At 43.8% G+C, this 21,993-nt stretch carries 25 protein-coding genes; 20 read left to right on the top strand and 5 right to left on the bottom strand.

The window, feature by feature from the left end; all coding sequences use genetic code 11:
• Positions 1 to 3: 3 nt before the first annotated feature.
• The 13 genes from RL70_RS00810 (at position 4) to RL70_RS00750 (ending at position 10,330) form a co-directional block, all read left to right on the top strand.
• Positions 4 to 402, top strand: coding sequence for a F0F1 ATP synthase subunit epsilon (locus tag RL70_RS00810; RefSeq protein ID WP_125102525.1), 399 nt, complete (start codon positions 4 to 6; stop codon positions 400 to 402).
• Between the two features lie 107 nt (positions 403 to 509).
• On the top strand, positions 510 to 743 hold the full coding sequence (locus RL70_RS00805) for a DUF1146 family protein (protein ID WP_369795167.1): 234 nt from the start codon (positions 510 to 512) through the stop codon (positions 741 to 743).
• Positions 744 to 1,107: 364 nt separating this feature from the next.
• A complete protein-coding gene (gene murA, locus RL70_RS00800) occupies positions 1,108 to 2,409 on the top strand; it encodes a UDP-N-acetylglucosamine 1-carboxyvinyltransferase (RefSeq protein WP_039041535.1) in 1,302 nt (433 codons plus the stop codon).
• 170 nt (positions 2,410 to 2,579) lie between these two features.
• The gene (gene spoIID / locus RL70_RS00795; RefSeq protein ID WP_039041534.1) at positions 2,580 to 3,527 is read left to right on the top strand and encodes a stage II sporulation protein D; all 948 of its coding nucleotides are present in this window, start codon (positions 2,580 to 2,582) and stop codon (positions 3,525 to 3,527) included.
• Positions 3,528 to 3,559: 32 nt separating this feature from the next.
• The gene (locus RL70_RS00790) at positions 3,560 to 4,219 is read left to right on the top strand and encodes a M23 family metallopeptidase (protein ID WP_039041533.1); all 660 of its coding nucleotides are present in this window, start codon (positions 3,560 to 3,562) and stop codon (positions 4,217 to 4,219) included.
• Positions 4,220 to 5,181: 962 nt separating this feature from the next.
• Positions 5,182 to 5,469, top strand: coding sequence for a sporulation transcriptional regulator SpoIIID (locus RL70_RS00785; RefSeq protein WP_039041532.1), 288 nt, complete (start codon positions 5,182 to 5,184; stop codon positions 5,467 to 5,469).
• A gap of 176 nt (positions 5,470 to 5,645) precedes the next feature.
• The gene (gene mreB / locus RL70_RS00780; protein ID WP_039041531.1) at positions 5,646 to 6,641 is read left to right on the top strand and encodes a rod shape-determining protein MreB; all 996 of its coding nucleotides are present in this window, start codon (positions 5,646 to 5,648) and stop codon (positions 6,639 to 6,641) included.
• 50 nt (positions 6,642 to 6,691) lie between these two features.
• Entirely contained in the window at positions 6,692 to 7,528 is an 837-nt protein-coding gene (locus RL70_RS00775; RefSeq protein WP_039041530.1) for a flagellar hook-basal body protein, read from the top strand.
• Between the two features lie 36 nt (positions 7,529 to 7,564).
• Positions 7,565 to 8,392: a flagellar hook-basal body protein gene (locus RL70_RS00770; RefSeq protein ID WP_039041529.1), complete on the top strand. Its 828-nt coding sequence runs from the start codon at positions 7,565 to 7,567 to the stop codon at positions 8,390 to 8,392.
• Positions 8,393 to 8,412: 20 nt separating this feature from the next.
• On the top strand, positions 8,413 to 8,859 hold the full coding sequence (locus RL70_RS18110; protein WP_231567208.1) for a DNA-directed RNA polymerase subunit beta: 447 nt from the start codon (positions 8,413 to 8,415) through the stop codon (positions 8,857 to 8,859).
• 37 nt (positions 8,860 to 8,896) lie between these two features.
• Positions 8,897 to 9,328, top strand: coding sequence for a 3-hydroxyacyl-ACP dehydratase FabZ (fabZ, locus tag RL70_RS00760; protein ID WP_039041528.1), 432 nt, complete (start codon positions 8,897 to 8,899; stop codon positions 9,326 to 9,328).
• Between the two features lie 148 nt (positions 9,329 to 9,476).
• Positions 9,477 to 9,863 carry a hypothetical protein gene (locus RL70_RS00755; RefSeq protein ID WP_039041527.1) on the top strand — a complete coding sequence of 129 codons (387 nt, stop codon included), beginning with the start codon at positions 9,477 to 9,479 and terminating at the stop codon, positions 9,861 to 9,863.
• A 71-nt stretch (positions 9,864 to 9,934) separates the two neighbouring features.
• The gene (locus RL70_RS00750; protein WP_039041526.1) at positions 9,935 to 10,330 is read left to right on the top strand and encodes a hypothetical protein; all 396 of its coding nucleotides are present in this window, start codon (positions 9,935 to 9,937) and stop codon (positions 10,328 to 10,330) included.
• 48 nt (positions 10,331 to 10,378) lie between these two features.
• Here RL70_RS00750 and RL70_RS00745 read toward each other — a convergent pair whose 3' ends face one another.
• Positions 10,379 to 10,804 carry a YwpF family protein gene (locus tag RL70_RS00745; RefSeq protein ID WP_039041525.1) on the bottom strand — a complete coding sequence of 142 codons (426 nt, stop codon included), beginning with the start codon at positions 10,802 to 10,804 and terminating at the stop codon, positions 10,379 to 10,381.
• A gap of 260 nt (positions 10,805 to 11,064) precedes the next feature.
• On the opposite strand from RL70_RS00745, the gene RL70_RS00740 reads away from it, so the two are divergent.
• Complete coding sequence (locus RL70_RS00740; RefSeq protein WP_082003269.1) at positions 11,065 to 11,514, top strand: single-stranded DNA-binding protein; 450 nt, start codon at positions 11,065 to 11,067, stop codon at positions 11,512 to 11,514.
• A gap of 332 nt (positions 11,515 to 11,846) precedes the next feature.
• Positions 11,847 to 12,008: a hypothetical protein gene (locus RL70_RS17985; protein ID WP_197054060.1), complete on the top strand. Its 162-nt coding sequence runs from the start codon at positions 11,847 to 11,849 to the stop codon at positions 12,006 to 12,008.
• A gap of 59 nt (positions 12,009 to 12,067) precedes the next feature.
• Here RL70_RS17985 and RL70_RS00735 read toward each other — a convergent pair whose 3' ends face one another.
• From RL70_RS00735 to RL70_RS00725, 3 genes are all read right to left on the bottom strand, one after another.
• Positions 12,068 to 14,809, bottom strand: a complete 2,742-nt coding sequence (locus RL70_RS00735) for a DEAD/DEAH box helicase (protein ID WP_039041524.1) — start codon at positions 14,807 to 14,809, stop codon at positions 12,068 to 12,070.
• Complete coding sequence (locus tag RL70_RS00730; protein ID WP_039041523.1) at positions 14,806 to 16,386, bottom strand: hypothetical protein; 1,581 nt, start codon at positions 16,384 to 16,386, stop codon at positions 14,806 to 14,808. Before RL70_RS00730 ends, RL70_RS00735 begins: the two co-directional genes overlap by 4 nt.
• Positions 16,387 to 16,482: 96 nt before the next feature.
• Positions 16,483 to 16,977 (bottom strand): helix-turn-helix domain-containing protein, encoded by a 495-nt coding sequence (locus tag RL70_RS00725; protein WP_039041522.1) that lies wholly within the window; start codon positions 16,975 to 16,977, stop codon positions 16,483 to 16,485.
• A 161-nt stretch (positions 16,978 to 17,138) separates the two neighbouring features.
• Between RL70_RS00725 and RL70_RS00720 the strand changes: the two genes are divergently transcribed.
• The 5 genes from RL70_RS00720 to RL70_RS00700 all read left to right on the top strand — a co-directional run bounded on the left by RL70_RS00720 (position 17,139) and on the right by RL70_RS00700 (position 21,412).
• Entirely contained in the window at positions 17,139 to 17,522 is a 384-nt protein-coding gene (locus RL70_RS00720) for a hypothetical protein (protein WP_039041521.1), read from the top strand.
• Positions 17,523 to 17,651: 129 nt separating this feature from the next.
• The gene (locus RL70_RS00715) at positions 17,652 to 18,116 is read left to right on the top strand and encodes a hypothetical protein (RefSeq protein WP_039041520.1); all 465 of its coding nucleotides are present in this window, start codon (positions 17,652 to 17,654) and stop codon (positions 18,114 to 18,116) included.
• Between the two features lie 473 nt (positions 18,117 to 18,589).
• On the top strand, positions 18,590 to 19,279 hold the full coding sequence (locus RL70_RS00710) for a hypothetical protein (RefSeq protein WP_039041519.1): 690 nt from the start codon (positions 18,590 to 18,592) through the stop codon (positions 19,277 to 19,279).
• Entirely contained in the window at positions 19,279 to 20,562 is a 1,284-nt protein-coding gene (locus RL70_RS00705; protein WP_039041518.1) for an efflux RND transporter periplasmic adaptor subunit, read from the top strand. Before RL70_RS00710 ends, RL70_RS00705 begins: the two co-directional genes overlap by 1 nt.
• Before the next feature lie 229 nt (positions 20,563 to 20,791).
• The gene (locus RL70_RS00700; protein WP_039041517.1) at positions 20,792 to 21,412 is read left to right on the top strand and encodes an exonuclease domain-containing protein; all 621 of its coding nucleotides are present in this window, start codon (positions 20,792 to 20,794) and stop codon (positions 21,410 to 21,412) included.
• On the opposite strand, the gene RL70_RS00695 is transcribed toward RL70_RS00700, so the two are convergent.
• Positions 21,382 to 21,939 (bottom strand): hypothetical protein, encoded by a 558-nt coding sequence (locus tag RL70_RS00695; RefSeq protein ID WP_039041516.1) that lies wholly within the window; start codon positions 21,937 to 21,939, stop codon positions 21,382 to 21,384. The genes RL70_RS00700 and RL70_RS00695 overlap by 31 nt on opposite strands.
• Positions 21,940 to 21,993: the final 54 nt, after the last annotated feature.

Below are 21,993 nucleotides of genomic sequence, written 5' to 3'. Positions count from 1 at the left end.
GAAATTATGAAGATAAAAGTTAATATCGTCACTCCCGACGGCCCTGTCAGCGAAACAGAAGCGGATATGGTGATAGCAGTTACTGAAACGGGTGAGCTTGGTATTTTACCTGGACACATCGCTATGGTAGCTCCACTTGACATCGGCGCACTTCGTCTGAAAAACGGCAATTCAACAGAACATGTGGCAGTAAACGGCGGCTTCTTGGAAGTCCGTCCGGATGTTGTCACAGTGCTTGCCCAAAGTGCGGAACTCGCTTCTCACATTGACGTAGCACGTGCTGAACTTGCGAAACGTAAGGCAGAAGTTGAACTCCAGCAGATTTCGAACAAGCTGGAGCATCAAATGGCTGAACTTAATTTACGTAGGGCCATTAACCGTATTAAAGTTTCCGGCATGTAAGTCGGACGCGAGCAAATCGGACAGAGGAGAATCTTCTGTCCGATTTTTTTTAACGCCAACCAAAAACGTACTTCATCGTTAGAAGTACGCATCGGGAGTAGATGACTATGGACGCACTTGGCGTCAATCCATTATTAGCACTAGGGTCACATATTTTTTTCATCGGGGTATCATTTTTTGCCTTGCAGGCGATTTTACCACAAGCCATCATTCGTAAAAATCGCGTATTTCAAACACAATTATTATTTATTTTGTTGAGTATTGCCATTGGTTCTTCGGTATCAAATTTCTTTTTAGACATATCCTATTGGTCGGAGAGACTTCCTTTCATCTTTGGATGATCCGTCTTATCGCCGCAAAGACAACGGATGCCTCTGGGGCAATGAGACGAATCAGTTCATTAGAATTTGATGAGACAGGTTTACTGAATTCAGCACTGGGGAACAAAGTTGAATGTAACCTCTTTGTAATATGGCAGTCATAAAGAAATTGTAAAATACCCACACAGGACATCCCACCTGTACATAATTTAGATTACAGCTATCTTTTGTCGGAAAGGGTCACAATGGCGCTTGTTAACTGGGGCGTGTCGTTGTACAATGGACTGAGTTTGGATGATTTTTACTAGTATAATTAATGAATTTTGGATATGTAACCTTGTCACGCTTAAGAACGAATTATAACTTTGAGTCGGAGGGGCTTGTTTTGGATAAAATTATTATTAATGGTGGACGACAACTGCACGGTACAGTGCGGGTAGAAGGAGCTAAGAACGCAGTGTTGCCGATACTCGCGGCTGCGTTGCTTGCTACTGAGGGCGTCAATGTCATCCGCGAAGTACCAAATCTTTCGGATGTTCGCACAATTAATGAAGTACTTAAAAGCTTATATGCAAAAACAGAATATAAACCTGAAATTGGCGAGCTAATCATTGATTCCACTGAGACGCTTACGAGTGAAGCGCAATTCGAATACGTGCGTAAAATGCGTGCATCCATTCTGGTAATGGGTCCACTTCTTGCGCGCAATGGTTTTGCACGTGTAGCAATGCCAGGTGGCTGTGCAATTGGATCACGTCCTATTGACCAGCACTTAAAAGGATTCGAAGCAATGGGTGCCGATATCTCGTTTGGACACGGATTTGTTGAAGCACGAGCTAAGAACGGTCTTCAAGGAGCAAAAATCTATTTGGACTTCCCAAGTGTTGGCGCAACTGAGAATATCATGACTGCAGCTGCACTCGCGACAGGAACGACTTTGATTGAAAATGCTGCTAAAGAGCCTGAAATTGTTGACCTTGCGAACTTCATCAACGAAATGGGCGGTAGAGTCATTGGTGCAGGAACGGACGTTATCCGTATCGAAGGCGTCAAAAAGCTAGTCGGTGCAGTTCACAACATTATTCCTGACCGTATTGAAACAGGTACATTCATGGTAGCTGCAGCAATCACAGGCGGAGATGTGACGATTGAAAACGCATTGCCTGAACACAACGCAGCATTGATCTCTAAGCTTCAAGAAATGGGCGTTGTCATTACTGAACTGGACGAAGGACTTCGCATTACAGCGCAGCACCCGTTAAAATCAGTTGACTTGAAAACAATGCCGCACCCTGGTTTCCCAACAGACATGCAGTCACAAATGATGGCACTTATGTTGAAATCAGAAGGTACTGGCGTATTAACAGAAACAGTATTTGAAAACCGCTTCATGCACGTAGAAGAATTCCGCCGCATGAATGCTGACATTAAAATCGAAGGACGTTCTGTCATCATGAATGGTCCGTCAAACTTACAAGGCGCTGAAGTAGCAGCGACCGATCTTCGGGCTGCAGCTGCACTTATCCTTGCTGGACTTGTTGCAGAAGGCGTTACAAGAGTCACTGAACTCATTCACTTAGATCGTGGCTACGTTAACTTCCATCAGAAACTGAAAGCACTTGGTGCAGACATCAGCCGCGTTTCTAGCGAATCTGAAACAGCTGACACAGAAATCGTGCATTCATAATATCGATTAGAGCTGTCCCTTTTGCGAGGGGCAGTTTTTTTGTTTAATTAAATTTTGATTCGCATTATGGGAGTTTATGTCGTTTGGTGTCGTTGTGTAACGAGATACTCCAATTATGTGAAAGTCAAAAACATCATCATAATTGAAAGATATAGAACATACCATGCAACATGGACAAACGACTATTAGTAGTATTCATCATTTTCCTATTTTTTATACCTGTACTTCTAAACTTGAAGTACAACAGACCACTAGACGCTAAGCCACCTGAGGAAATAGCTTGTGAGACCGAAATTACAGTAGAAGGAGAGGACAAGCCACTGCCGCTCGAAGAGTACATTATCGGAGTCGTCGCTTCTGAAATGCCAGTCGCTTACTCGCTGGAAGCACTTAAAGCACAAGCGATTGCTGCACGCACCTATGCGCTCAAAGAAACGGCAGAAGGCACAAAACCGATCGGTCGGGATGTCACAGCACAAGTCTATTCCAACGAAAAAGATCGTAAAGAACGTTGGGGCAAAAACTTCAAAGAAAACGAAAAAAAGATTCGCCAAGCCGTGGAGGAAACTGCAGGCTCCGTAATCGTACATGAGGAACAAATGATTACTGCCATGTTCTTCTCTACTTCAAACGGTCAAACTGAAACTGCTGAGAATTTTACAGGCAATTCAATTCCATATCTACAAAGTGTAGACAGCCCCGACGAACAAACTGTATCTAAAGAAGTGGAACGAACAGTCGATATGCCTCTTTCTGAGTGGAATAAAAAACTCGGCACCTCATGGAAAGAAGACGATTTCCGAGCACTTCAGCTCGTCAGGAATGAGACGGGGCGGGTACAAAGTGTACTATCAGGCACATTCGAAACTAGCGGCCGCGAAGTTCGGGAAAAACTAAAACTTCCATCTACGGACTTCAATATAGGATTCGATGTGGCCAATGAAATTGTCCACATTACTACAAAAGGATACGGTCACGGCGTTGGGATGAGCCAAAATGGAGCTGAAGCTTATTCCAAAAAGGGATGGACCGCAGAACAGATCGTGAAACACTACTATACCGGTACAGAAATAAAAACTTTTGAAAAATCGAAAGAGGAATGTTTAAAAAATCCTTAACTTGCAGAGAATAGCGAGTGAGGTGATCATAAATGAGAGAAGAAAAAAAACCGAACGCCCCTTCTCAGAAAAACAAGAGCACGAAAAGCAACTGGTTCTGGCCATCTATCTATGCAAGTTTCGCCCTGTTGTTCGTTGGAATGGTATGGGGATATAATGCATTGACGAAACCAGACGCCGGTGAGCAGGCAGCTGTAGACAAAGAAAAGGCTAAAGAAGAAGTCACGTTGGAAACAAACGCATCAAACGAACAACTGAAATATCCGTTTGACGAAGAAATTCTTGACCAAGTTGCAATTATTCAAGACTTCTATGATGCAAAAGCTGACGCATCCAGTCGTGAAAACGCACTACTCGTATTTAAACAGACATACGTTACAAACGAAGGTGTGACGATTGCAGTCGACGGCAAACCGTTCGAAGTACTCGCGGCGATGAGTGGAAAAGTGGAACAAATTGTCTCGGATCCATTCAAAGGCAGTGAAATTGTCATCTCTCACAAAGATGGCTTGAAAACGATCTATCGTTCCGTCACTGGCATTCTCGTAAAAGAGGGTGACGAGATTCAGCAGGGTGAAGCCTTAGCGCAAACTGCAGAAAACGAATGGAACCCATCAGCGGGCGTCCATTTGCACTTCGAAGTCCAAAAAGACGACGTAGCTGTGAATCCCCGTTCCTTCTTGGCCTTTTAAATAACTCGTTGAGCCAACCTGCCACCTCCCGGCAGGTTTTTTTGTGCTCATAAATCGGTAGTGAGGGTGAGAGTTGTGAAAGTGATCGTAGCTCATGGGAAGTGCTCATAAATCTGAGAAAGTGATCATAACTTATGGGGAGTGCTCATAAATCTGAGAAAGTGATCATAAGTCATGGAAAGTGCTCATAAATCTCGAAAAGTGATCATAACTCATGGGAAGTGCTCATAAATTTGAGAAAGTGATCACAACTCGAGGGAAGTGCTCATAAATCTGAGAAAGTGATCATAACTTATGGAAAGTGCTCGTAAATCTCGAAAAGTGATCATAACTCGAGGGAAGTGCTCATAAATCTCGAAAAGTGATCATAACATATGGAAAGTGCTCATAAATCTCGAAAAGTGATCATAACTTATGGGAAGTGCTCATAAATCTGAGAAAGTGATCATAACTCGAGGGAAGTGCTCATAAATTTCGAAAAGTGATCATAACTCGTGGAAAGTGCTCATAAATCTCGAAAAGTGATCATTCACCCCTCCCGAGTCCTGATCCAACTGAAATAACCACCCAATTAATCCTTTAAAGCAGTTGAATTGTGTCCTGATTCCGATTAATTCTCTGGTTTTGCCGATTGTGCGATTCATCCTTCCGATTCTTCGCCCAATAATTCCGATTCCATCAAACATCCTTCCGAATCCCACAAATAGTGGGAATGAATTTCCTAAAAACAGTTGAATCGTGTCCCTATTCCGATTGATTCTACTATGTGATAGAAAAGCGCAAAGAATTGATTGGTAAAGTGCACTCTTTGATCGAGAACTCGAACCAAGTGTCGTAGAAAACGCAAAAACTGATCGAGAAACATGCCCGGGCGTTAAGAAGACCTCAAATACAAAGGAATAGCGCACCGTTCCTTCGCATACAGTGAAAGAACAAATGGACTGACGGGAAAGGAAGAGGGTGTGCACGAACAAATTCGGAGGCGCTGCGTTCGCCTCGGCAACCTGCTCATCGAAACTGGCCTCACTGTGAGAGCGCTCGCAAAAGCGACGGGGTATTCCAAAAGCACTGTACACAAAGACCTGACAGAGCGTCTACCTAATATAGATGCTCATCTATCTGAGGAAGTTGCAAAAGTCCTGGCCTATCACAAATCGATAAGACATTTACGAGGCGGTGAAGCCACGCGTCAAAAATGGAAAATTGAACAACGCAAACTAAATGAATCAGCAGCAACAGAAACGGACTAGCGACTAACGCAGTCCGTTTTTTTTGTGCCGTTGATAAAAACCGAACTAACCGGCTTCGAACCGTCACAAAGCACGGGAAATAGCGATTTTTTATGTTCTTTTTCGGAACACTGTGATAAAATGTTAAGTTAGGAGAGCATGTAAACTGTTGAAAGAATGGAAGGGGCAGGGATGAGATGTTTGCGAAAGATATCGGCATTGACCTGGGAACGGCAAATGTATTAATACATGTAAAAGGAAAAGGGATTCTACTGAACGAACCATCTGTTGTTGCGGTCGACACTAAAACGCGTGAATTAATAGCGGTTGGAGAAGAAGCAAGACTGATGATTGGACGAACCCCTAGTAATATCCAGGTAATGCGACCATTGAAACACGGTGTCATTGCTGATTTTGATAGTACTGAAGCAATGCTTAAAGGTTTCATTGATCGCCTGAATGTCAAAGGCTGGTTTTCTAAACCGCGCATCTTGATCTGCTGTCCCACTGACGTTACAAGTGTGGAGCAGAAAGCCATTAAAGAAGCTGTCCAAAAATCAGGTGGCCGACAAGTGTTTCTTGAAGCCGAGCCTAAAGTGGCTGCAATCGGAGCCGGAATGGACATTTATCAACCTAGTGGAAACATGGTTATCGATATCGGAGGCGGCACAACAGATGTCGCGGTTCTTTCCATGGGAGACATTGTCACATCCGAATCCATTAAAATTGCAGGCAATACGTTCGATCAAGACATCATCCAACATATAAAAAAGAATCATAAGCTATTAATTGGTGAACGCACTGCGGAAACCATCAAAATGACCGTAACATCCGTCTTCCCGGACAGTCACGATGAGAAGATGGACATTCGTGGACGCGATATGGTTTCAGGACTGCCTAGAACTGTCACAGTCGATTCAAAGGAAATCACAAAAGCGATAGAAGAATCCATTGCCTGGATCCTCCATGCGGCTAAAAATGTTCTGGAGAAAACACCGCCCGAACTATCTGCAGATATCATTGATAGAGGCATCATCTTAACTGGGGGCGGCGCGCTCCTTCGGGGACTGGACCAACTGCTCGCAGAAGAATTGAAAGTACCTGTTTTCATAGCAGATGACCCACTTGGGTGTGTCGCTAAAGGGACAGGCATTATGCTGAATAGCTTAGACAAAAAACGAAGTAAAACTTAACGCAGAGCCACTGGATCATTTGCAACACACCTAAAAAGGAGGCGGGGCTAATGTTCCGTGGATTTTATACAGCAGGATCTGGAATGATTGCGCAACAGCGCAGAACAGAATTACTTTCTAACAATATGGCCAATGCCAACACTCCAGGCTTTAAAACAGATCAATCATCCATAAGATCATTTCCTGAAATGTATTTATCTAACCTGGAAACTACGAAAGTGCCAGTCCAAAATAGCTTTCAAATGAAAGGCATGAATCCGATTGGTACCCTTTCAACAGGGACGTATTTACAAGAGGCCATGCCACTATTCACCCAGGGACAACTACGGCAAACGGAACTGACAACGGACATCGCACTTGTCGACGGAACTTTACCTGTCAATCCTGAAACGGGCCAACCTGGCGCCGTTTTCTACACGCTTGAGGGGTCAGATGGTGAACGTGCTTATACGAAAAGTGGAAACTTCGCTTTGAATCCTGAAGGCTACCTAACGACTTCTGCTGGAAATTATGTACTCGATCAGGATGGGCAACGCATCCAATTGCCAAACGACGACTTCCAAGTTACGGAAGACGGCATTATAAAATACGGTGAAACGTTAGCAGCAACTCTCGGAATCAGTTACGCAGCGAATCCTGAAACGCTTGTAAAACGTGATAACGGACTATTTTATGCACAGCAAGATTTGCCGGACGCAAATGGTGCTCAAGGGGTCAGTTACTCATTCAAACAAGGGTTCATCGAGCAGTCGAACGTAGATACATCGCGAACGATGACGGATATGATGACCGCTTACCGAGCATTTGAAGCTAATCAGAAAGTGTTGCAAGCTTATGACCGCAGTATGGAAAAAGCGGTCTCGGAAATTGGTCGTGTCAATGGATAATCGCAAGCTTCGCATAAGCGAAAGGAGTCAAACCAAATGATTCGTACGATGACAACAGCTGTCAATACGATGAACCAACTGCAAAGTAATCTGGATATCATCGGAAATAATTTATCCAATATAGGAACACACGGTTACCAATCCAATCAGGCGAGTTTTCAGGAGATGTTGTATCAGCAATTCAACAATGACAAAGCGGATACAGCACCACGACAATCACCTGAAGGTATCCGCTACGGCGTCGGCGCAATGCTGGGTCAAACGCAAATGAACTGGAAAGTGGGAACCTTGCAACAAACAGGAAGAAATCTCGATTTCGCACTCACTGAACCAAAACAATATTTCAACGTAATTGTTCAAGGCGCAGATGGTCCTGAGACGGTGTATACACGTCAAGGGAACTTCTACCTTTCTCCAGGTCAGGGAAACCAAGTGGCGCTTGTTGACGGCGAAGGAAATGCTGTTGCAGATCGTGCTGGCAATGCGATCACGTTCAATGGACCTGTAGATTCAGTTGAGCTGAAATCGGACGGCACTCTGGTTGCAAATTCGGCAAATGGAACAGACCAGACAGTTGAATTGGCAGTTACTCTAATTGAGCGACCTAACCTGATGACACGACTGTCCTCAACACATTTGACACTTCCAGCTAATTTGGAAGAATTAAATGTAACTGAAGCCGATATTTTAACAGAAATTACTGGCCCGGAAGTCGGTATACAGCAAGGAGCTCTTGAAGGGTCCAATGTTGACTATCAGAAAGAAATGACAGACCTCATCAATGTCCAGCGAGCGTATCAATTCAACTCACGTACGGTTTCTATCGCTGATCAGATGCTCGGCCTGGTCAATAATATCCGGTGAGCTAAGTGGGGAGTATTGATATGACAGATGAAAAAAGAAATACAGACATCCCGTCCCATTCGTCTTCCGAGCCGAATAAACCAGCTGCAAAAAGTCGGACGGACGCTCGAGCAACCCATGCCGCAACGGCTCAATCCGCATCGGACAGCAAGCATGTAACGCGCAGTAAGAGAAAAGCTGAAGAGAAACCCGTGAAAAAAGAAGAAGCTGTACAAAAAACACGGACAAAGCGTAAAGAGAAAATGGAAACGGAAGAACTGACGGAGACAAAACCAGTTCGCTGGGTACAAATCCGCATCCTTCCTATATATGTGCGCGTCATTTTAGTAATTCTGTTACTGATAGCTGCTGCAGTCCTCGGTGCGGTTATTGGATTTAGCATCCTGGGTGACGGTGCCGCAAGCGATATCTTCCAAAAAGACACGTGGGCACATATTTTTGATATCATGAGTGGAAAAGAGAAGTAAACGATAGATTAGAGGGAAACCTAAAAGGAGAATTACTATGCTGACAGCTGAACAAATCCAAGCTATCATTCCGCATCGCTACCCATTCCTATTGGTCGACCGAATTCTTGAAGTTGAAGAAGGCGTGCGTGCAGTTGGGATAAAAAACGTAAGCATTAACGAAAACTACTTTAACGGTCACTTCCCGGGGTATCCGGTTATGCCTGGCGTACTGATTGTAGAAGCACTAGCGCAGGTCGGTGCCGTTGCGATTTTGCAAAAAGAAGAGAATAAAGGCCGTCTTGCATTTTTTGCAGGAATTGATAATTGCCGATTCAAGCGACAAGTCGTTCCTGGAGACGTAATCCGACTTGAAGTGGAAATCACACGTATGCGTGGTTCCATTGGTAAAGGCAAAGCAAAAGCAACTGTCGAAGGTGAGATAGCTTGTGAAGCGGAAATCACATTCGCACTAGGTGCAAAAGAGTGATTTTTAGTTAAAAGTTGCATTTGGCAGAAAAATCCGCTAAAATTTTATATATTGTGTTTACACACTTTGGCAAGTGCGATTATGCACAAAAAGCCAATCAAACATGCAGATACCTTAGCATGTACATCGTGGGAGGTACTAAACAAGAATGTTCAAAAGTCTTTCACCCAACCTAAAGAGCAGCATCACGAGGTCCATTACACAGACCTTTGAACAATACATGACGGAGATCGAATGGAACCCGGACCGCTATGACATGGCAGACTTCATGAAGCGATGGAGCGAGTACATTACAGAAAAAGCGCTTTGGTATGAAAAAATTCCAGATGACGTCAAACACGCAACTCAATTTCATGAGGAAATTGCAGTTCGTATCAATGAAGTCATTCAAAAAGTGCTAAGTGAGCCGCCTTCTGAAGAGCAGATTGCGACAATTCAACAATTGCAGGAGACGCTCAACACACAATATTTCTATGAGTGTAAGGCTGAAGCTGCATTTGTAGAAACTGAGTTGAAAAAACGTCAGAACGTATAAAAAATAATGGATAGTTCCTTCTTTTCAAGCCAAGCTATGTTGGATAGCTATTTGAAAGGAGGGAATTTTTCATGTTGAAGAAAGTATTGCCGGCAGCACTTGTTGCAGGTTTCGTACTGGCTGGATGTGGTACCAACAACGACGACATCCCAGACAAAAACGAGACACCGATGGAAGACTTGAACGACGGTATGGACGAGCGGGCACGTGACTGGACCCCGGATATGGAGGGCGATGCGCCTAACGGTACGACAGGTCCGAATCTTGATGGACTGGAAGACGATGGGATGAATGACGGTGTCATGAATCGCGATGGCGTTGAAGACAATACGCTAGAAGGAACTGGCAATGGAGAAGGCGGTACGATGGGAGAAAATAGCACACCTGGCGGCGGGAATAGCGCGGGAACTGGCAACAACGGTGGATCTCCAAAGAAAGATGATAAAGGTATGTCAGACGAGAAATAATGCAAATAAAAACCACGGGTTGAACATTCCCGTGGTTTTTGCATGTCGTTATTTCTTTTTTAAACGAGGTCTTGCCCGCATGTCGCTTTCGAATCGTTCTAGCAATGCTTGCCCTTCAAAACCGAGATCCAATAACTCACTCAGTAACTGTTCAGCATATTCTGAACGCTGACGCTTTAATCGACCTTTCAATAAGACGGAAACACGATCTCCAATCTCATGAACGGTGTCGACTGCTAGAACGAAGGCAGCAGGTTCATTTTCAGGATAAGAAATTACTACTTTTGCTTCAATGAGTGCCTCCTCATCCTTCAATTTTACAAAGCGTTCTTTATACTCCATGTCCAAAAACATCTCTAAAATCCACATACGATGGCTGTTTTCTTGGTTAATAATGATACCATCCAGCATGGGCAAATAATCTGCTACATCCCCAGTCAGCAGACCGAAGGAAATCATTTTAAACGTTTTCATCCCGTCCAAATCCCCCTTTTTTCCCCAGTATACCACAGACGGTTCAATCTCTTAAAAATATGGGCAAAGCCGAATTATCATTAAATGAACACAATTCAAAAGCACCGTCACCTAAGCGGTTCCACGCAGAACTTACAAAACCTCCTAGTTCAAACTTCAATTTCAACAATGGAATAACCTCCAAATGTGGGAAATGTACATTTGTTTAATCCGGAGCTTGTCCGTATGATGAAAGCAATTCAAAGAGAGGAGGGAACTAGGTGAATCATGTGGCACTTGTCGGTAGACTGACGAAAGATCCAGATATTCGAAAGATAGGAGATGGGCGGATGCAAGCCAGCTTCACTCTCGCTGTCAATCGTAGTTTTAAAAACCAGCAAGGTGACATCGATGCGGATTTTATTCTCTGTAGCATTTGGGGACGTACCGCAGAAAACACCGTAAAACATTGTGGAAAAGGATCTCTGGTAGGTGTAATTGGACGTATTCAAACGCGTTCGTATGAGCGTGAAGACAGAACCCGCGCATTTGTAACAGAAGTAGTGGGAGATGATGTCCGATTCCTGGTGACGAAGAAACCATCTTCGGAAGTACGTGCGGAAAGTAGCCAATCGCAAGTAGCATTGGCGAATTCACAAAGCAACTCCGCTGCCGATCATTTTGAATTACCTACACAAAAAAACGAAAAAGAAACGTTACCTATCTTCTAATTGGGTTGTCCAGAAACATCGGACATGTGACAGAATAGGAGGAATGATAACTAGATAACTGTGCGCGCAGTGCCCGTGGAGAGCGGCTCGTACAAATGATGAGGGAAGAATGATTAGGTAGTAGGGGGTTTTTGAGGAGTGGGGATTCCTTTAGACCCTCGATAGTAAGTTAAGCAAAGGTTGTTAAAAGTGATCAGGCACGACTAACAACCTAGCAGTACGTAAGAGGAGTGGTGGTTTCAACCACCAACTAACCGCTATTTTGCCGTCGGGTCAGAAGAGACCGCTTCTTGGTGATCCGGCTGCGAAATTGCTTAAAAGGAGAGAATTATATGGAATCCCAACAAAAAATAATTCTGCGTATGGAGTTGCAAATTGGACAGCTAATCCGATTGGTAGCAAATTTAAACGAACGGTTAGACGTGGTGGAGCAGGAACAGAAAGAGTATGAGCTACACAGGGTATTGCAGATCAAGCGAATCAGTCACGTCTAACTGCGTCTTTACATAAAAAACCGCAAACCACAGTGTGATTTGCGGATGAAAAGTATAGGTTAGCCGAATGATAGTAAGTCGTCCAGTTCTCGATCAGATAGCTCTGTTAGCCACTGGCTGGACTGGATCAGATCTGCAGACAGCGCGGCCTTCTCTTCAAGCATTTTATCAATTTTTTCTTCTATCGTCCCAATGGTCACGAATTTATGGACATGCACGAACTTCTCCTGACCTATACGATATGCACGGTCGGTTGCTTGGTTTTCTACAGCAGGGTTCCACCAACGATCCGCATGCAAGACGTGATTCGCAGCCGTCAAGTTCAGCCCTGTTCCACCCGCTTTCAAGGATAGGATGAAAATCGGGAATTCCCCTTTTTGGAACGCTTCGACCAGGTGATCACGCTGACCCTTCGGCATACTTCCTGTCAGGAAAGGTACTTCGTATCCATAAAGCTCGGCCAAACATTGTCGGATGAGTTGCCCCATTCCGATATACTGTGTAAAGATCAAGCATTGCTCGCCATTGCTAGCTATCTCAGCAGCCAATTTCACAATTCGCTCCAGTTTGTCAGATCTCGACAACATTTCATCAGCTTGCGTAAAAGGTTCTTTCAAGAACAGAGCAGGGTGATTACACAATTGCTTCAATCTACTCAACATCTTCAAAATGAGCCCTTTCCGCTCAAAGCCAGAAAGTGTCTGTAACTTGAACTTCGTATCTTCAATAAAACTCTCATAAACTGCAGCTTGTTCACTTGTAAGTGGCACATACTCATTTTGTTCTAGCTTCTTCGGTAAATTGAGCTGTAAGTCTGGATCACTTTTCGTTCTTCGTAACAAGAATGGGTGGATTTTAGAACGCAGACGACTTTTTGTCCGTTCGTCATCATCCCGCTCAATTGGAATAATGTAGTCATCCGTGAATTTCCGGAAACTACCGAAATATCCTCGATGGATGAAGTCGAAAATTGCCCATAACTCCGCAAGTCGGTTCTCGATCGGCGTCCCCGTCAACGCGATATGATGACCACCCCGAAGTTTCCGAATCGCTCGAGATTGCTTCGTTTGCATGTTTTTAATATTTTGCGCTTCATCCAACGTGATGCTCGCAAAAGGAAATTCAATGAGAAAATCACTATCTTGAGTTGCTGTACCGTAAGTCGTCAGCACGACATCCGGTTTTTCCTGTGCTAGAAATGCGCTGAACTGGTCTTCCTTCAAGCGACCGGGTCCATAGTGCATGGCGGCTTTTAGAGAAGGCGCAAAACGTTCCAATTCTTTTTGCCAGTTACCAAGCACACTGGTCGGACAAATGATGAGTGACGGTGTCGCGTCCGGTTGGGAATGCACTTTAAGCAAATAACTGATAAGCTGAACCGTTTTACCAAGTCCCATATCATCGGCAAGGCAAGCACCGAAATGCTGCTCTCGCATGAACATGAGCCAGTTGAATCCTTCCTGTTGGTATGGGCGCAGTTCAGTTTGCAACTGTTCAGGAATTTGAACGTGGGGTAACCCCTTTTTATCCATTACCTGATCTACATATTGACGCAGAGACTTTTGCATTGTGAACGCAAGTAGTGGATCTTCTTCAAACTCATCGTCTTCGCTTGGCACAATCTCTTCAGGGAGCTCTTGGAACAGTAAATCTTTCACAGTCCACTCCCCATTATCCGCTTGTTCCATCAACTCTTTAATCCGCTTCAACCAAGTCGGATCGATATGAAACCATTCGTCTCCAGTACGGATGAATTCACGGTTTTCATCCACCATTTTCTGAAACGTATCCCGGTCGATGTCATTGCCAGCAAGTGAGAAACTCCAGTTAAACGAAAGGACTTCGTCTAACCCGGCGGCAGATTTGTATGACTGAACACCTGCATCTGTGCGTATTTTCATCTTCGTCTCAGTCACGCTTTTCAGCCAAGAAGGTAGGAGTACTGCAAGTCCGAACGATTGGAATAACGGCAAGTCATGCTGGATGAACATCCGGACTTCGGGATCACTCATCGGCATATGGAGAAATGTATCTTCAATCTCAGGCTCGATGGATTGTAGAAACGAAATCATTTCGGATTGTTGTTCCATAATAGCGGCAGCATATGGCTTCCACTTCGCGGGCAGCGCACTTTCAATAGAAGTATTCAATTTCGATTTTGCAGGCAACCATTGTGTTCCGCGTTCATTCAATATAACCGTTTCCAGTAACCAATCTTCAGTCCGCTCCGAATCCGGTTCAGTCAGTCGGAGTGCAGGTCGTACTGGAATGTCGGATTTTGTCTCACCTGGCCAGCCGTAAGCTTTTAAATGAGGCAACAAAGCAGGTACCATATCCGCACGAACGCCAAGCGTTTGAAATTTGCTGGCAATTGCTTGTTTTGTCAAGAGAGCGGCGGATTCCGACATTCCTGCTGCGTCACCGGCAAAGCGAATAACTTCCTCCGCGTCTGGTTCTGTATAGGACCACAAATCCTTAGAATGCCAAAGTGAAGCAGCTTCTTCAGCTGCTTCTAACTTAGCGACGTCCTGTTCGGTTGCTCCCGTAAACTCAATAAATGGGTGGCGGTTTCCGCTCAATGCTTGGACCCACTCATGGGGATGCAAAATGACAGTGTCATCCTCAATAGGGACCATCAAACCGAACAATGACGTATCATCGGCGAAGAAGAAAAAGGAGACAAGGCGATCAGCAGGTATGGAGGTTCCGTAGTCATCTGTAGCTGAAATCGCAAAGTTGCCACGATCTGTTGGCTGGATGGTCAGTTTTAACTCACGTGCAAGTCGATGTGCTGATCTCATAATTCAAGATTACCCCTCTCCATTTCTTCAATTAACGCGCGTAGGCGACGGTATTTATCTCGCACTGTTCGAATATAGCGGTTCCAAAATTCGGTATGACCACTCTTTTTACAAGCAGTACGCATGCGTTTAAACAGTTTAACAGCCCGACGGTAGCTCAATCGATTCTTTTCCGCTATGAATTGCTGAGCATAATCATGTAACAAAGGAAGTGCAGCTGCAGGTTGCTCAGCCAACACGATTTTTAAATCAGCTTGTTCGACACTGTCATAAGGTACGTTATACCGATGCAAAAGTGCCGCCCATTCTTGATATCTTCGACGTTCGATCAGAAAATCGGAATAACGTGGTATCCCGATTTTACCGTACATCGCAAACACGGCTTCCCGCTCTTCATCAGAAAAATCACCGCTCGCAAGGAGCATATCGATTTCATGAGCAGCCGCAAGCTGTTCACTCCGACTTTTCTTTTGACTGAAATACCCTTCAATGGAGGGATAAAGTCCACGAGCAATCGAAGCGGCAGTAGGTGCAAGCGCCTCAGCCAACGCAAACTTCGCAAGCATCATCCAACTTCCGAAATCAGGCTGTTCTTCTTCAGCAAGAGCGCTTTCCAGCACGTCCCCGCGTCCTTCGATTATCGCGAAATACATTGCAAACAGACGAGCATCAGCAGAAGCGTCTTGAGCTAGCTGCTGTTTCTCTGCATCTCTCTCGTTCCGATCAACAAAAAGCTGTCCCCAAATAGCTTCATAAATGCGGAAGCGATAAGGGAATAAGCCTGTCTGATGGATACAAACAGAGTGGACGAGCTCTTTCAAACGTTTCATGAAGGGATCCGTTTCAAATAACTTCGGTTTGTTACTGAAAGTCCCCGCTAATTTTTCTATATCGGAAATTTGGTCATTCAGCCATGTGGTGATTTGCCAAGTTCCATAGGAATGCTGGGAGTTACTCGATGAAAGTATTGAAGAAGCGTACTCGAAAGCCGCATCGACTAGGTGAAGACGGTAGAATAATTCGAACAGTGGCTTCCACTCGTATTCAAATGGCATGAGTGGTTTAACGCGATTCTCAATTTCTGCACATTCATATGTGAACACAGAAGAGTTAGTCGATAAGGTAAGTTTACGAAGAGGCGCGGTCACTCGAGTCAAGACGGCATCCCACGCTTCTGGTGTGCGATCGGTAACTTTCAAAGCAAGTTGCTCTTTTTCAGACGTTCTCCATTCTTGGAACCACTCCGTTAATGAATGGAACTGTGAGTATAAGTCAAATACGACCGTAAGTTGGTGAACACACCGACCCTTACGACCACATGTGCAACTCAAGGTTTGCTCTTCAAACGAAAACCGCACAAATTCCGAAGCTCGATCATTGAGTTGAGCGAGCACTTCTCCGTCATCTTGCGAATAACGATAAGAAGAAATAGCACCCCTTCGAACAGCAGTAATAGCGTTTCGGATGAGCTCCGACTGATCCGGACTATCCGGGCGAAATGTATAGTGGACATCATTCATCATCTTTTCGATTTCTCGTTCATGCAAATACGAAATACGTTCTGCAGCGACGCGCAAAATAAAACCACTCCCTAGACAAAGCATTCTTTCTATTATACATCAGTTCAGGGACCTGCGTAAATCATCACATGCAGGAAAAGAAAAAACCCTTCATCATTCCTTTGCAGAAGGGTGAAGGGGAGTAGCAGATTGCTCACTTTTTGCGACTAAACTTTTAAACACTGCGATATTGGATTTCATCGAATTAAAATAGATGCGACGCTGTTTTGCAGTGAGTGATGATGCAATTGCGATCATTTCACGTAGTTCATTACTCTCTTCTAACAACGCACGATGATGTTCGATAAATTGATCGCGATAGTGCTCTCTTATCTCACTCGTTTTCCCAGCTGATTTAGTATTAGTTGACCGGACATCCCTCAAAGGCTCTCCCATCAGCATCGCTATGAAGTAATCATCTGGTATGTCAAAGGTACGTTTCATTTCAGCGAGCATATCGGGAGTTAAATCCCGATCAGTCCGTTCGTAGTTGGATAGTGCGGAAGATGAGATGGATAGACGCTCAGCGGCCTCCAATTGTTTAATTTCCAAATATTCTTCTCGGTACTCTTTAAATTGCTTCCCAAAGTTTCTATCCTTGCGTTCCATGACCATTCCCTCCACTTTTTGTTTTACCGTAAAGTAGAAGAGTATGGATAATGGAGAATCCAACAAAACGTGAATAATTTTTTCAACATTTCGTTGGATTTGGATAAAAACCAAACAGTTTCTGTAAAAATATAAGTAGTTTTACATAATTTAAGGTGAATATGGAAAGTATCATCCTGGAAAGAGGGGAGGAGTCGAAAATTATAACTCATCAAATCGTAGTCTACATACCAGGTTTGAAAAAGATGGTAACCGACCGAGTTAGCTCACTCAAGACGAAACTGCAACCTGCAAGTTCGGATGGAATCATAGATGTGAGAGAACGTCAGACATTGTATGTCATTTCAGCGACTGTAGGAGAATCTTTTTTTGATTCAATTACAATGGACTATGCAAAAAATCTCATTACATTTAACCAGGTGGATCGCTCGAATAAGAAAATGGCGGAGGCTGTGTTAGATGCGTTACGAGAATTGGGAATTGAGGAGTTCACGTCTCATAGCATGTCTTTTTGTATGTTTCCACCAAATCGAACGATAGAGTGATGAGTTAGTGAAATAGCTTCTGCTCCAGTTACATATAGTTCTATACAGCAGGCATTTGTCATTCACAAAAAGAGCTTGGATGTGATAAACTATAAATAATCGGAATATTCAAATTCGGAGGGGATCCAGATGCTATCAGTTAAACGAATGACTCCATTTTATACGAGTAAAGAAGATTTCCGTCTGCGATTAGTGTTTGCGTATCAATACTTTTCGATTCTGAAAGGTCAAGAGGTCTTTCAATTTGTACCGATTGAAGGAAAAGAAATCGTCATCAACATGAAAAGCTTACAAGTCGAAAACTTAGGTGAAGTATTCGTATTTCAGCGAGGCAGCCGGTTCATCCGATTACCGCTGTATCAATTGCTGCTGATTTCAGACTTGCACCATCATTTATCTAGTGTACTAGAAGGCATCTTCCACTTAGCCCCGGAGTTATCCGAACCGCAAGCACGTGAGATCGAGCAACTGATTGGGGAATTGGAACTGGAAAATCGATTGAGAATGATTGACTACGCCCTGGAAAACAATAATAAACTACTGTTCACTGAACTGACGGAAGGATTGCGCACACCGAATGTACAAACTGAATAATGCCACGTAAAAAACACCTATCAAATGTTAACATGATAGGTGTTTTTTAAAGTTGTTTCGAAAGCATCAAGCACACTGCATTCATGTGAAAATGATTAGTAGCACGACAAATAGTGCTGAACCTAAAAGTCCAAATGCAATATCTTGCCAAGACATGTACGCCATCTTTTTAGTTTGTGTATGATTTTCCATCGTACTCCGCTCCTTTTGTCGATTTCCCGGGAAATAACAAGAAATTTCCGAGAAGATTTGTCAGCGATGTTATGTAGGTTAGTCAACTTGTTATTTAGTTATTCTTTACCCACATTTAGGTCACTTAGAAACTACTTTTTAATTTGTAGTCTATTAATTTGTCTAAGATTGTATAAATTTCACATGTATTCTTTGCAAATCTTGTAGATTTTGCTAAAGTAGAGGATAGGAAGTTATTATAGAAATCCGTTTGCCATATTTGACAAGAAAGGAATTATCCCATGTTTTTCAACTTTTCGTTCTGGCGCTATGTAACGAATCCATCACAGCTCGCGATAAATCACCAAAATTCGGCAATGCGCGGATTTAACCGACGAATTGTCTTCCTTTTTCTTTCGGGCATCGTACTCTATGCATTACGTGACATATGGGGAATGACAACAGAATCACTTAGTCCAATGCTCACTGTTGCGACAGATGGCGATTATACGATTGCACGGATTGTCTCAGTGGTCGGTTCTATATTATGGGCTGTTGTCTACATAGCTTTTCACTTGTTTTTTGTATCCTATATCCTTGGCCTTTTGACATCGATCCCTGTACGCCGTGTTGTACCTTTGCAATTACTGGTAACTGGTATCCTCCTCATTGAAAAAGCTCTAGTATTCCTTGTATTTGTTGTAAAAGGAGAAACGACAAACGTTTCATTTCTATCATTCGGTCCGTTATCAGCAACATTTTCGGACACATGGTTTTTAGTTATGTTCCTCAATCAATTAACAATCATCTCTGCGCTCATCGTGAGCTTGCAATTTAGTTTCATCCGTTCATATACAAAAACAATGAATTGGAAAAGTTTACTCGCGGTCTTGATTGGCCTGCAAATTTTGTTCGCTTTACTAACAGCGGCGATCGGGTACATTCCATTTGAACGCCTCTTCAATTATGTCATGCAAGGAGGCGCTTCGTAATGAATAAAACTACAAATGTAGCAATCGCGATTGTTGTTAGCGTCTTTGTCTCACTCAATCTCTACTTAATGTATTCCGAGAAAAGCGTTATACCAAAATCAGTATATGTGAGCAATTACGAACGGTTGGCAGTCAAAGAATACAAAGAAGTAATGCCTAAAGATGGTTTGGTTGCTCCAGCAGAAACCTTTACTGTCTATACGAACGACAGCAATGCAATCGATAGTTGGCTCGTGCGTGAGGGCGATGCGGTCACAGCAGGTGAAGAACTCGCTACTTTACAGACAGAGCAAGCTGACGGTCAACGTGCAGTTTGGGAGTCTGAAAAAGAAGCACTGGAGACTCAGCAAAGCACAATCCGTTCGACAATTTCCGATCTTGAAACAGGAGATAAAACAAATAGCTCCAATTCATCGAAATCTGATCGCACAAAGACAGATGACGATACGAAAGTAGAGCTGAATGTAGATGTAAAAGTCGATGTGAATCAGACCGGTTCATATGCACAAGCAATCGCGGAGGCAGAGCGTGATTTAGCAGATACGGAACGTCGTCTGAAAGTAGTCGAATCCCAGTTGGAACAAAACTCATCAAGTCCTGCACTAGTTAGTCCAACAGATGGCGTCGTTGCTCGTATAACTAGTGAGAGCGATCAGCCGAAAATCGTCATTTATAGCAATGAGCAAGTGGTTGAAACGTATGCAGAAGACGAAGAGTGGAGTAAGCTTGCGAACGGAAATCCAGTTGTACTGGACGCGAAGGGCGCAGAAGGAACTTTAGACGGTACGATCGAATCGATTGATCAGGTCCCTGCAACCCCGAACGAATTCTTAGATGCTTACAAAGTGCTTGCGGATAAGAAAGTAACCAATCCATTAGCATATTACAAAGTTCGTTTGAAAGCGAATGACGAGGAAGTTCCAGCTCCTTTTGGTACTCATGTGAATACCGTCATTACAACAAATGTTGCTCAAAACGCCGCAGCAGTCCGCACGAAGTGGCTGACGGATGCTGGCAAAGATCGAGCTTTCGTATGGCGACTTGACGAAAATGGTTATGCAGCAGCAACAGATGTTACAACGCCGTTTGAGTATCTCAATCGCTCGGTTGTCACAGAGGGTCTCGCAGCGGGGAATGTAGTTGTTTACGATACATCCATCCGTGATCAGGAAAGTGCACCGCGTGTTTTCCTCCCGATGCCTTTGGACATGCCAACAAAAGCGGAATGGAGAGCATTCGGTTGGAAAAATTACTTTAAAGTATTATTGTTAAAACAACCTTAAGTAGATATAGCGAAATAAAAGGGGAGACTGTCCGGATTTTCAGTGAAGACTGACGAGCGGACAGTTTTTTTCTGCTTAAAAAATTTGATGTTGGTGATGCTAACAGCTAGATAGTTTGTGCAAAACGAGTAATTAAAATAAGTTTTTTGATAATATCTTGAATTCATGCATGTTATTTAGAAATTAGGGAATAGGATATTTATTATTTATAACAAGGGACGTGCAACTAATGGAATCTCAGAGAAAGATAGTTCAGACACTGTTAAATCAGCAACCGATGCAAAAAAACAATCGTGTAAGAAAGCAATCGAAAAGTAGTAATTATATTACCACCGAAGATTGCCATGAGGATTATATAGTATTGGATTTTGAAACGACAGGTATGCGGGCAGGTGCTGACAAAATAATTAATGTGCTTGCGATTCGATATATAAATCATGTCGAACAGGATCGATTTGAAACGCTAGTGAATCCACAACGACATATTCCAATAGAAGTGACACAACGAACAGGGCTATCAAATGATGAAATTCAGAATGCACCTCTTATGGAAGATGTGATTCAGCACCTTGTTTCATATATCGGAGAGTTCCCTATTGTCATTCATGACAGTTCGTTTGAAATGGGTTTTTTAGAGTCACTTCAGGACTTTTCGTCAGTTGTTTTACCAAAATATACTGTCGTGGATACAAGTAAATTAGCACGAAAAGTGGCTAGCCAGTTGAATGATGTAGAAAAGATGAGAAAATTAGCGTTTTTACTAGGCGCGAAGGAACACTCAATGAGTTGCTTAACTGATTGTCGTGCTACTGCAAGTATTTATGAGTATTGCTGTGAGGTAAGCGAGTAAGCGAGTGGCGGATAAAAGTTATGGCACTTCGTAATTTTGCGAAGTGTCTTTTTTGTGGGGATGATTCTTTTTGGAGAGGGATTCTGGGTGGTTTGGTGGGATAGCCACTCGATTGGGTGTGCTACCCGATCAATTCCGCGAGCAACCCGATCAATTCGACGGGCAACCCGCTCGATCACAGCATGCGACCCGATCAATTCGACGAGCAACCCGCCCGTTTCGGCGAGCAACTCGCTCGTTTCAGCATGCGACCCGATCAATTCCGCGAGCAACCCGCTCGATTCAGCGGGCAACCCGATCGTTTCGGGGATCAACCCGCTCGTTTCAGCGGGCAACCCGATCGTTTCGGGGATCAACCCGCTCGATTCAGCGGGCAACCCGATCAATTCGACGGACAACCCGATCGATTCCGCGAGCAACCCGATCAATTCGACGGACAACCCGATCAATACCACGGGCAACCCGCTCGTTTCCACGAGCAACCCAATCAATTCATCAACCAACCCGCTCAATCCAACACCAATCAACCTCCGTCAAACTTCCCACATCCAGAACCCACTCCATTCATCACGGAATCCGAA

Source organism: Sporosarcina sp. ZBG7A, assembly GCF_000813425.1.
Classification (GTDB): domain Bacteria; phylum Bacillota; class Bacilli; order Bacillales_A; family Planococcaceae; genus Sporosarcina.
This window is presented reverse-complemented; position numbering and strand designations above follow the sequence as displayed.

Coding starts and splice junctions, on each gene's coding strand:
- RL70_RS00805 (WP_369795167.1), top strand. CDS start 510: ATGGACGCACTTGGCGTCAATCCATTATTAGCACTAGGGTCACATATT.
- spoIID (WP_039041534.1), top strand. CDS start 2,580: ATGGACAAACGACTATTAGTAGTATTCATCATTTTCCTATTTTTTATA.
- RL70_RS00790 (WP_039041533.1), top strand. CDS start 3,560: ATGAGAGAAGAAAAAAAACCGAACGCCCCTTCTCAGAAAAACAAGAGC.
- mreB (WP_039041531.1), top strand. CDS start 5,646: ATGTTTGCGAAAGATATCGGCATTGACCTGGGAACGGCAAATGTATTA.
- RL70_RS00775 (WP_039041530.1), top strand. CDS start 6,692: ATGTTCCGTGGATTTTATACAGCAGGATCTGGAATGATTGCGCAACAG.
- RL70_RS00770 (WP_039041529.1), top strand. CDS start 7,565: ATGATTCGTACGATGACAACAGCTGTCAATACGATGAACCAACTGCAA.
- RL70_RS18110 (WP_231567208.1), top strand. CDS start 8,413: ATGACAGATGAAAAAAGAAATACAGACATCCCGTCCCATTCGTCTTCC.
- fabZ (WP_039041528.1), top strand. CDS start 8,897: ATGCTGACAGCTGAACAAATCCAAGCTATCATTCCGCATCGCTACCCA.
- RL70_RS00755 (WP_039041527.1), top strand. CDS start 9,477: ATGTTCAAAAGTCTTTCACCCAACCTAAAGAGCAGCATCACGAGGTCC.
- RL70_RS00750 (WP_039041526.1), top strand. CDS start 9,935: ATGTTGAAGAAAGTATTGCCGGCAGCACTTGTTGCAGGTTTCGTACTG.
- RL70_RS00745 (WP_039041525.1), bottom strand. CDS start 10,804: ATGAAAACGTTTAAAATGATTTCCTTCGGTCTGCTGACTGGGGATGTA.
- RL70_RS17985 (WP_197054060.1), top strand. CDS start 11,847: ATGGAATCCCAACAAAAAATAATTCTGCGTATGGAGTTGCAAATTGGA.
- RL70_RS00735 (WP_039041524.1), bottom strand. CDS start 14,809: ATGAGATCAGCACATCGACTTGCACGTGAGTTAAAACTGACCATCCAG.
- RL70_RS00725 (WP_039041522.1), bottom strand. CDS start 16,977: ATGGAACGCAAGGATAGAAACTTTGGGAAGCAATTTAAAGAGTACCGA.
- RL70_RS00720 (WP_039041521.1), top strand. CDS start 17,139: ATGGAAAGTATCATCCTGGAAAGAGGGGAGGAGTCGAAAATTATAACT.
- RL70_RS00715 (WP_039041520.1), top strand. CDS start 17,652: ATGCTATCAGTTAAACGAATGACTCCATTTTATACGAGTAAAGAAGAT.
- RL70_RS00710 (WP_039041519.1), top strand. CDS start 18,590: ATGTTTTTCAACTTTTCGTTCTGGCGCTATGTAACGAATCCATCACAG.
- RL70_RS00705 (WP_039041518.1), top strand. CDS start 19,279: ATGAATAAAACTACAAATGTAGCAATCGCGATTGTTGTTAGCGTCTTT.
- RL70_RS00700 (WP_039041517.1), top strand. CDS start 20,792: ATGGAATCTCAGAGAAAGATAGTTCAGACACTGTTAAATCAGCAACCG.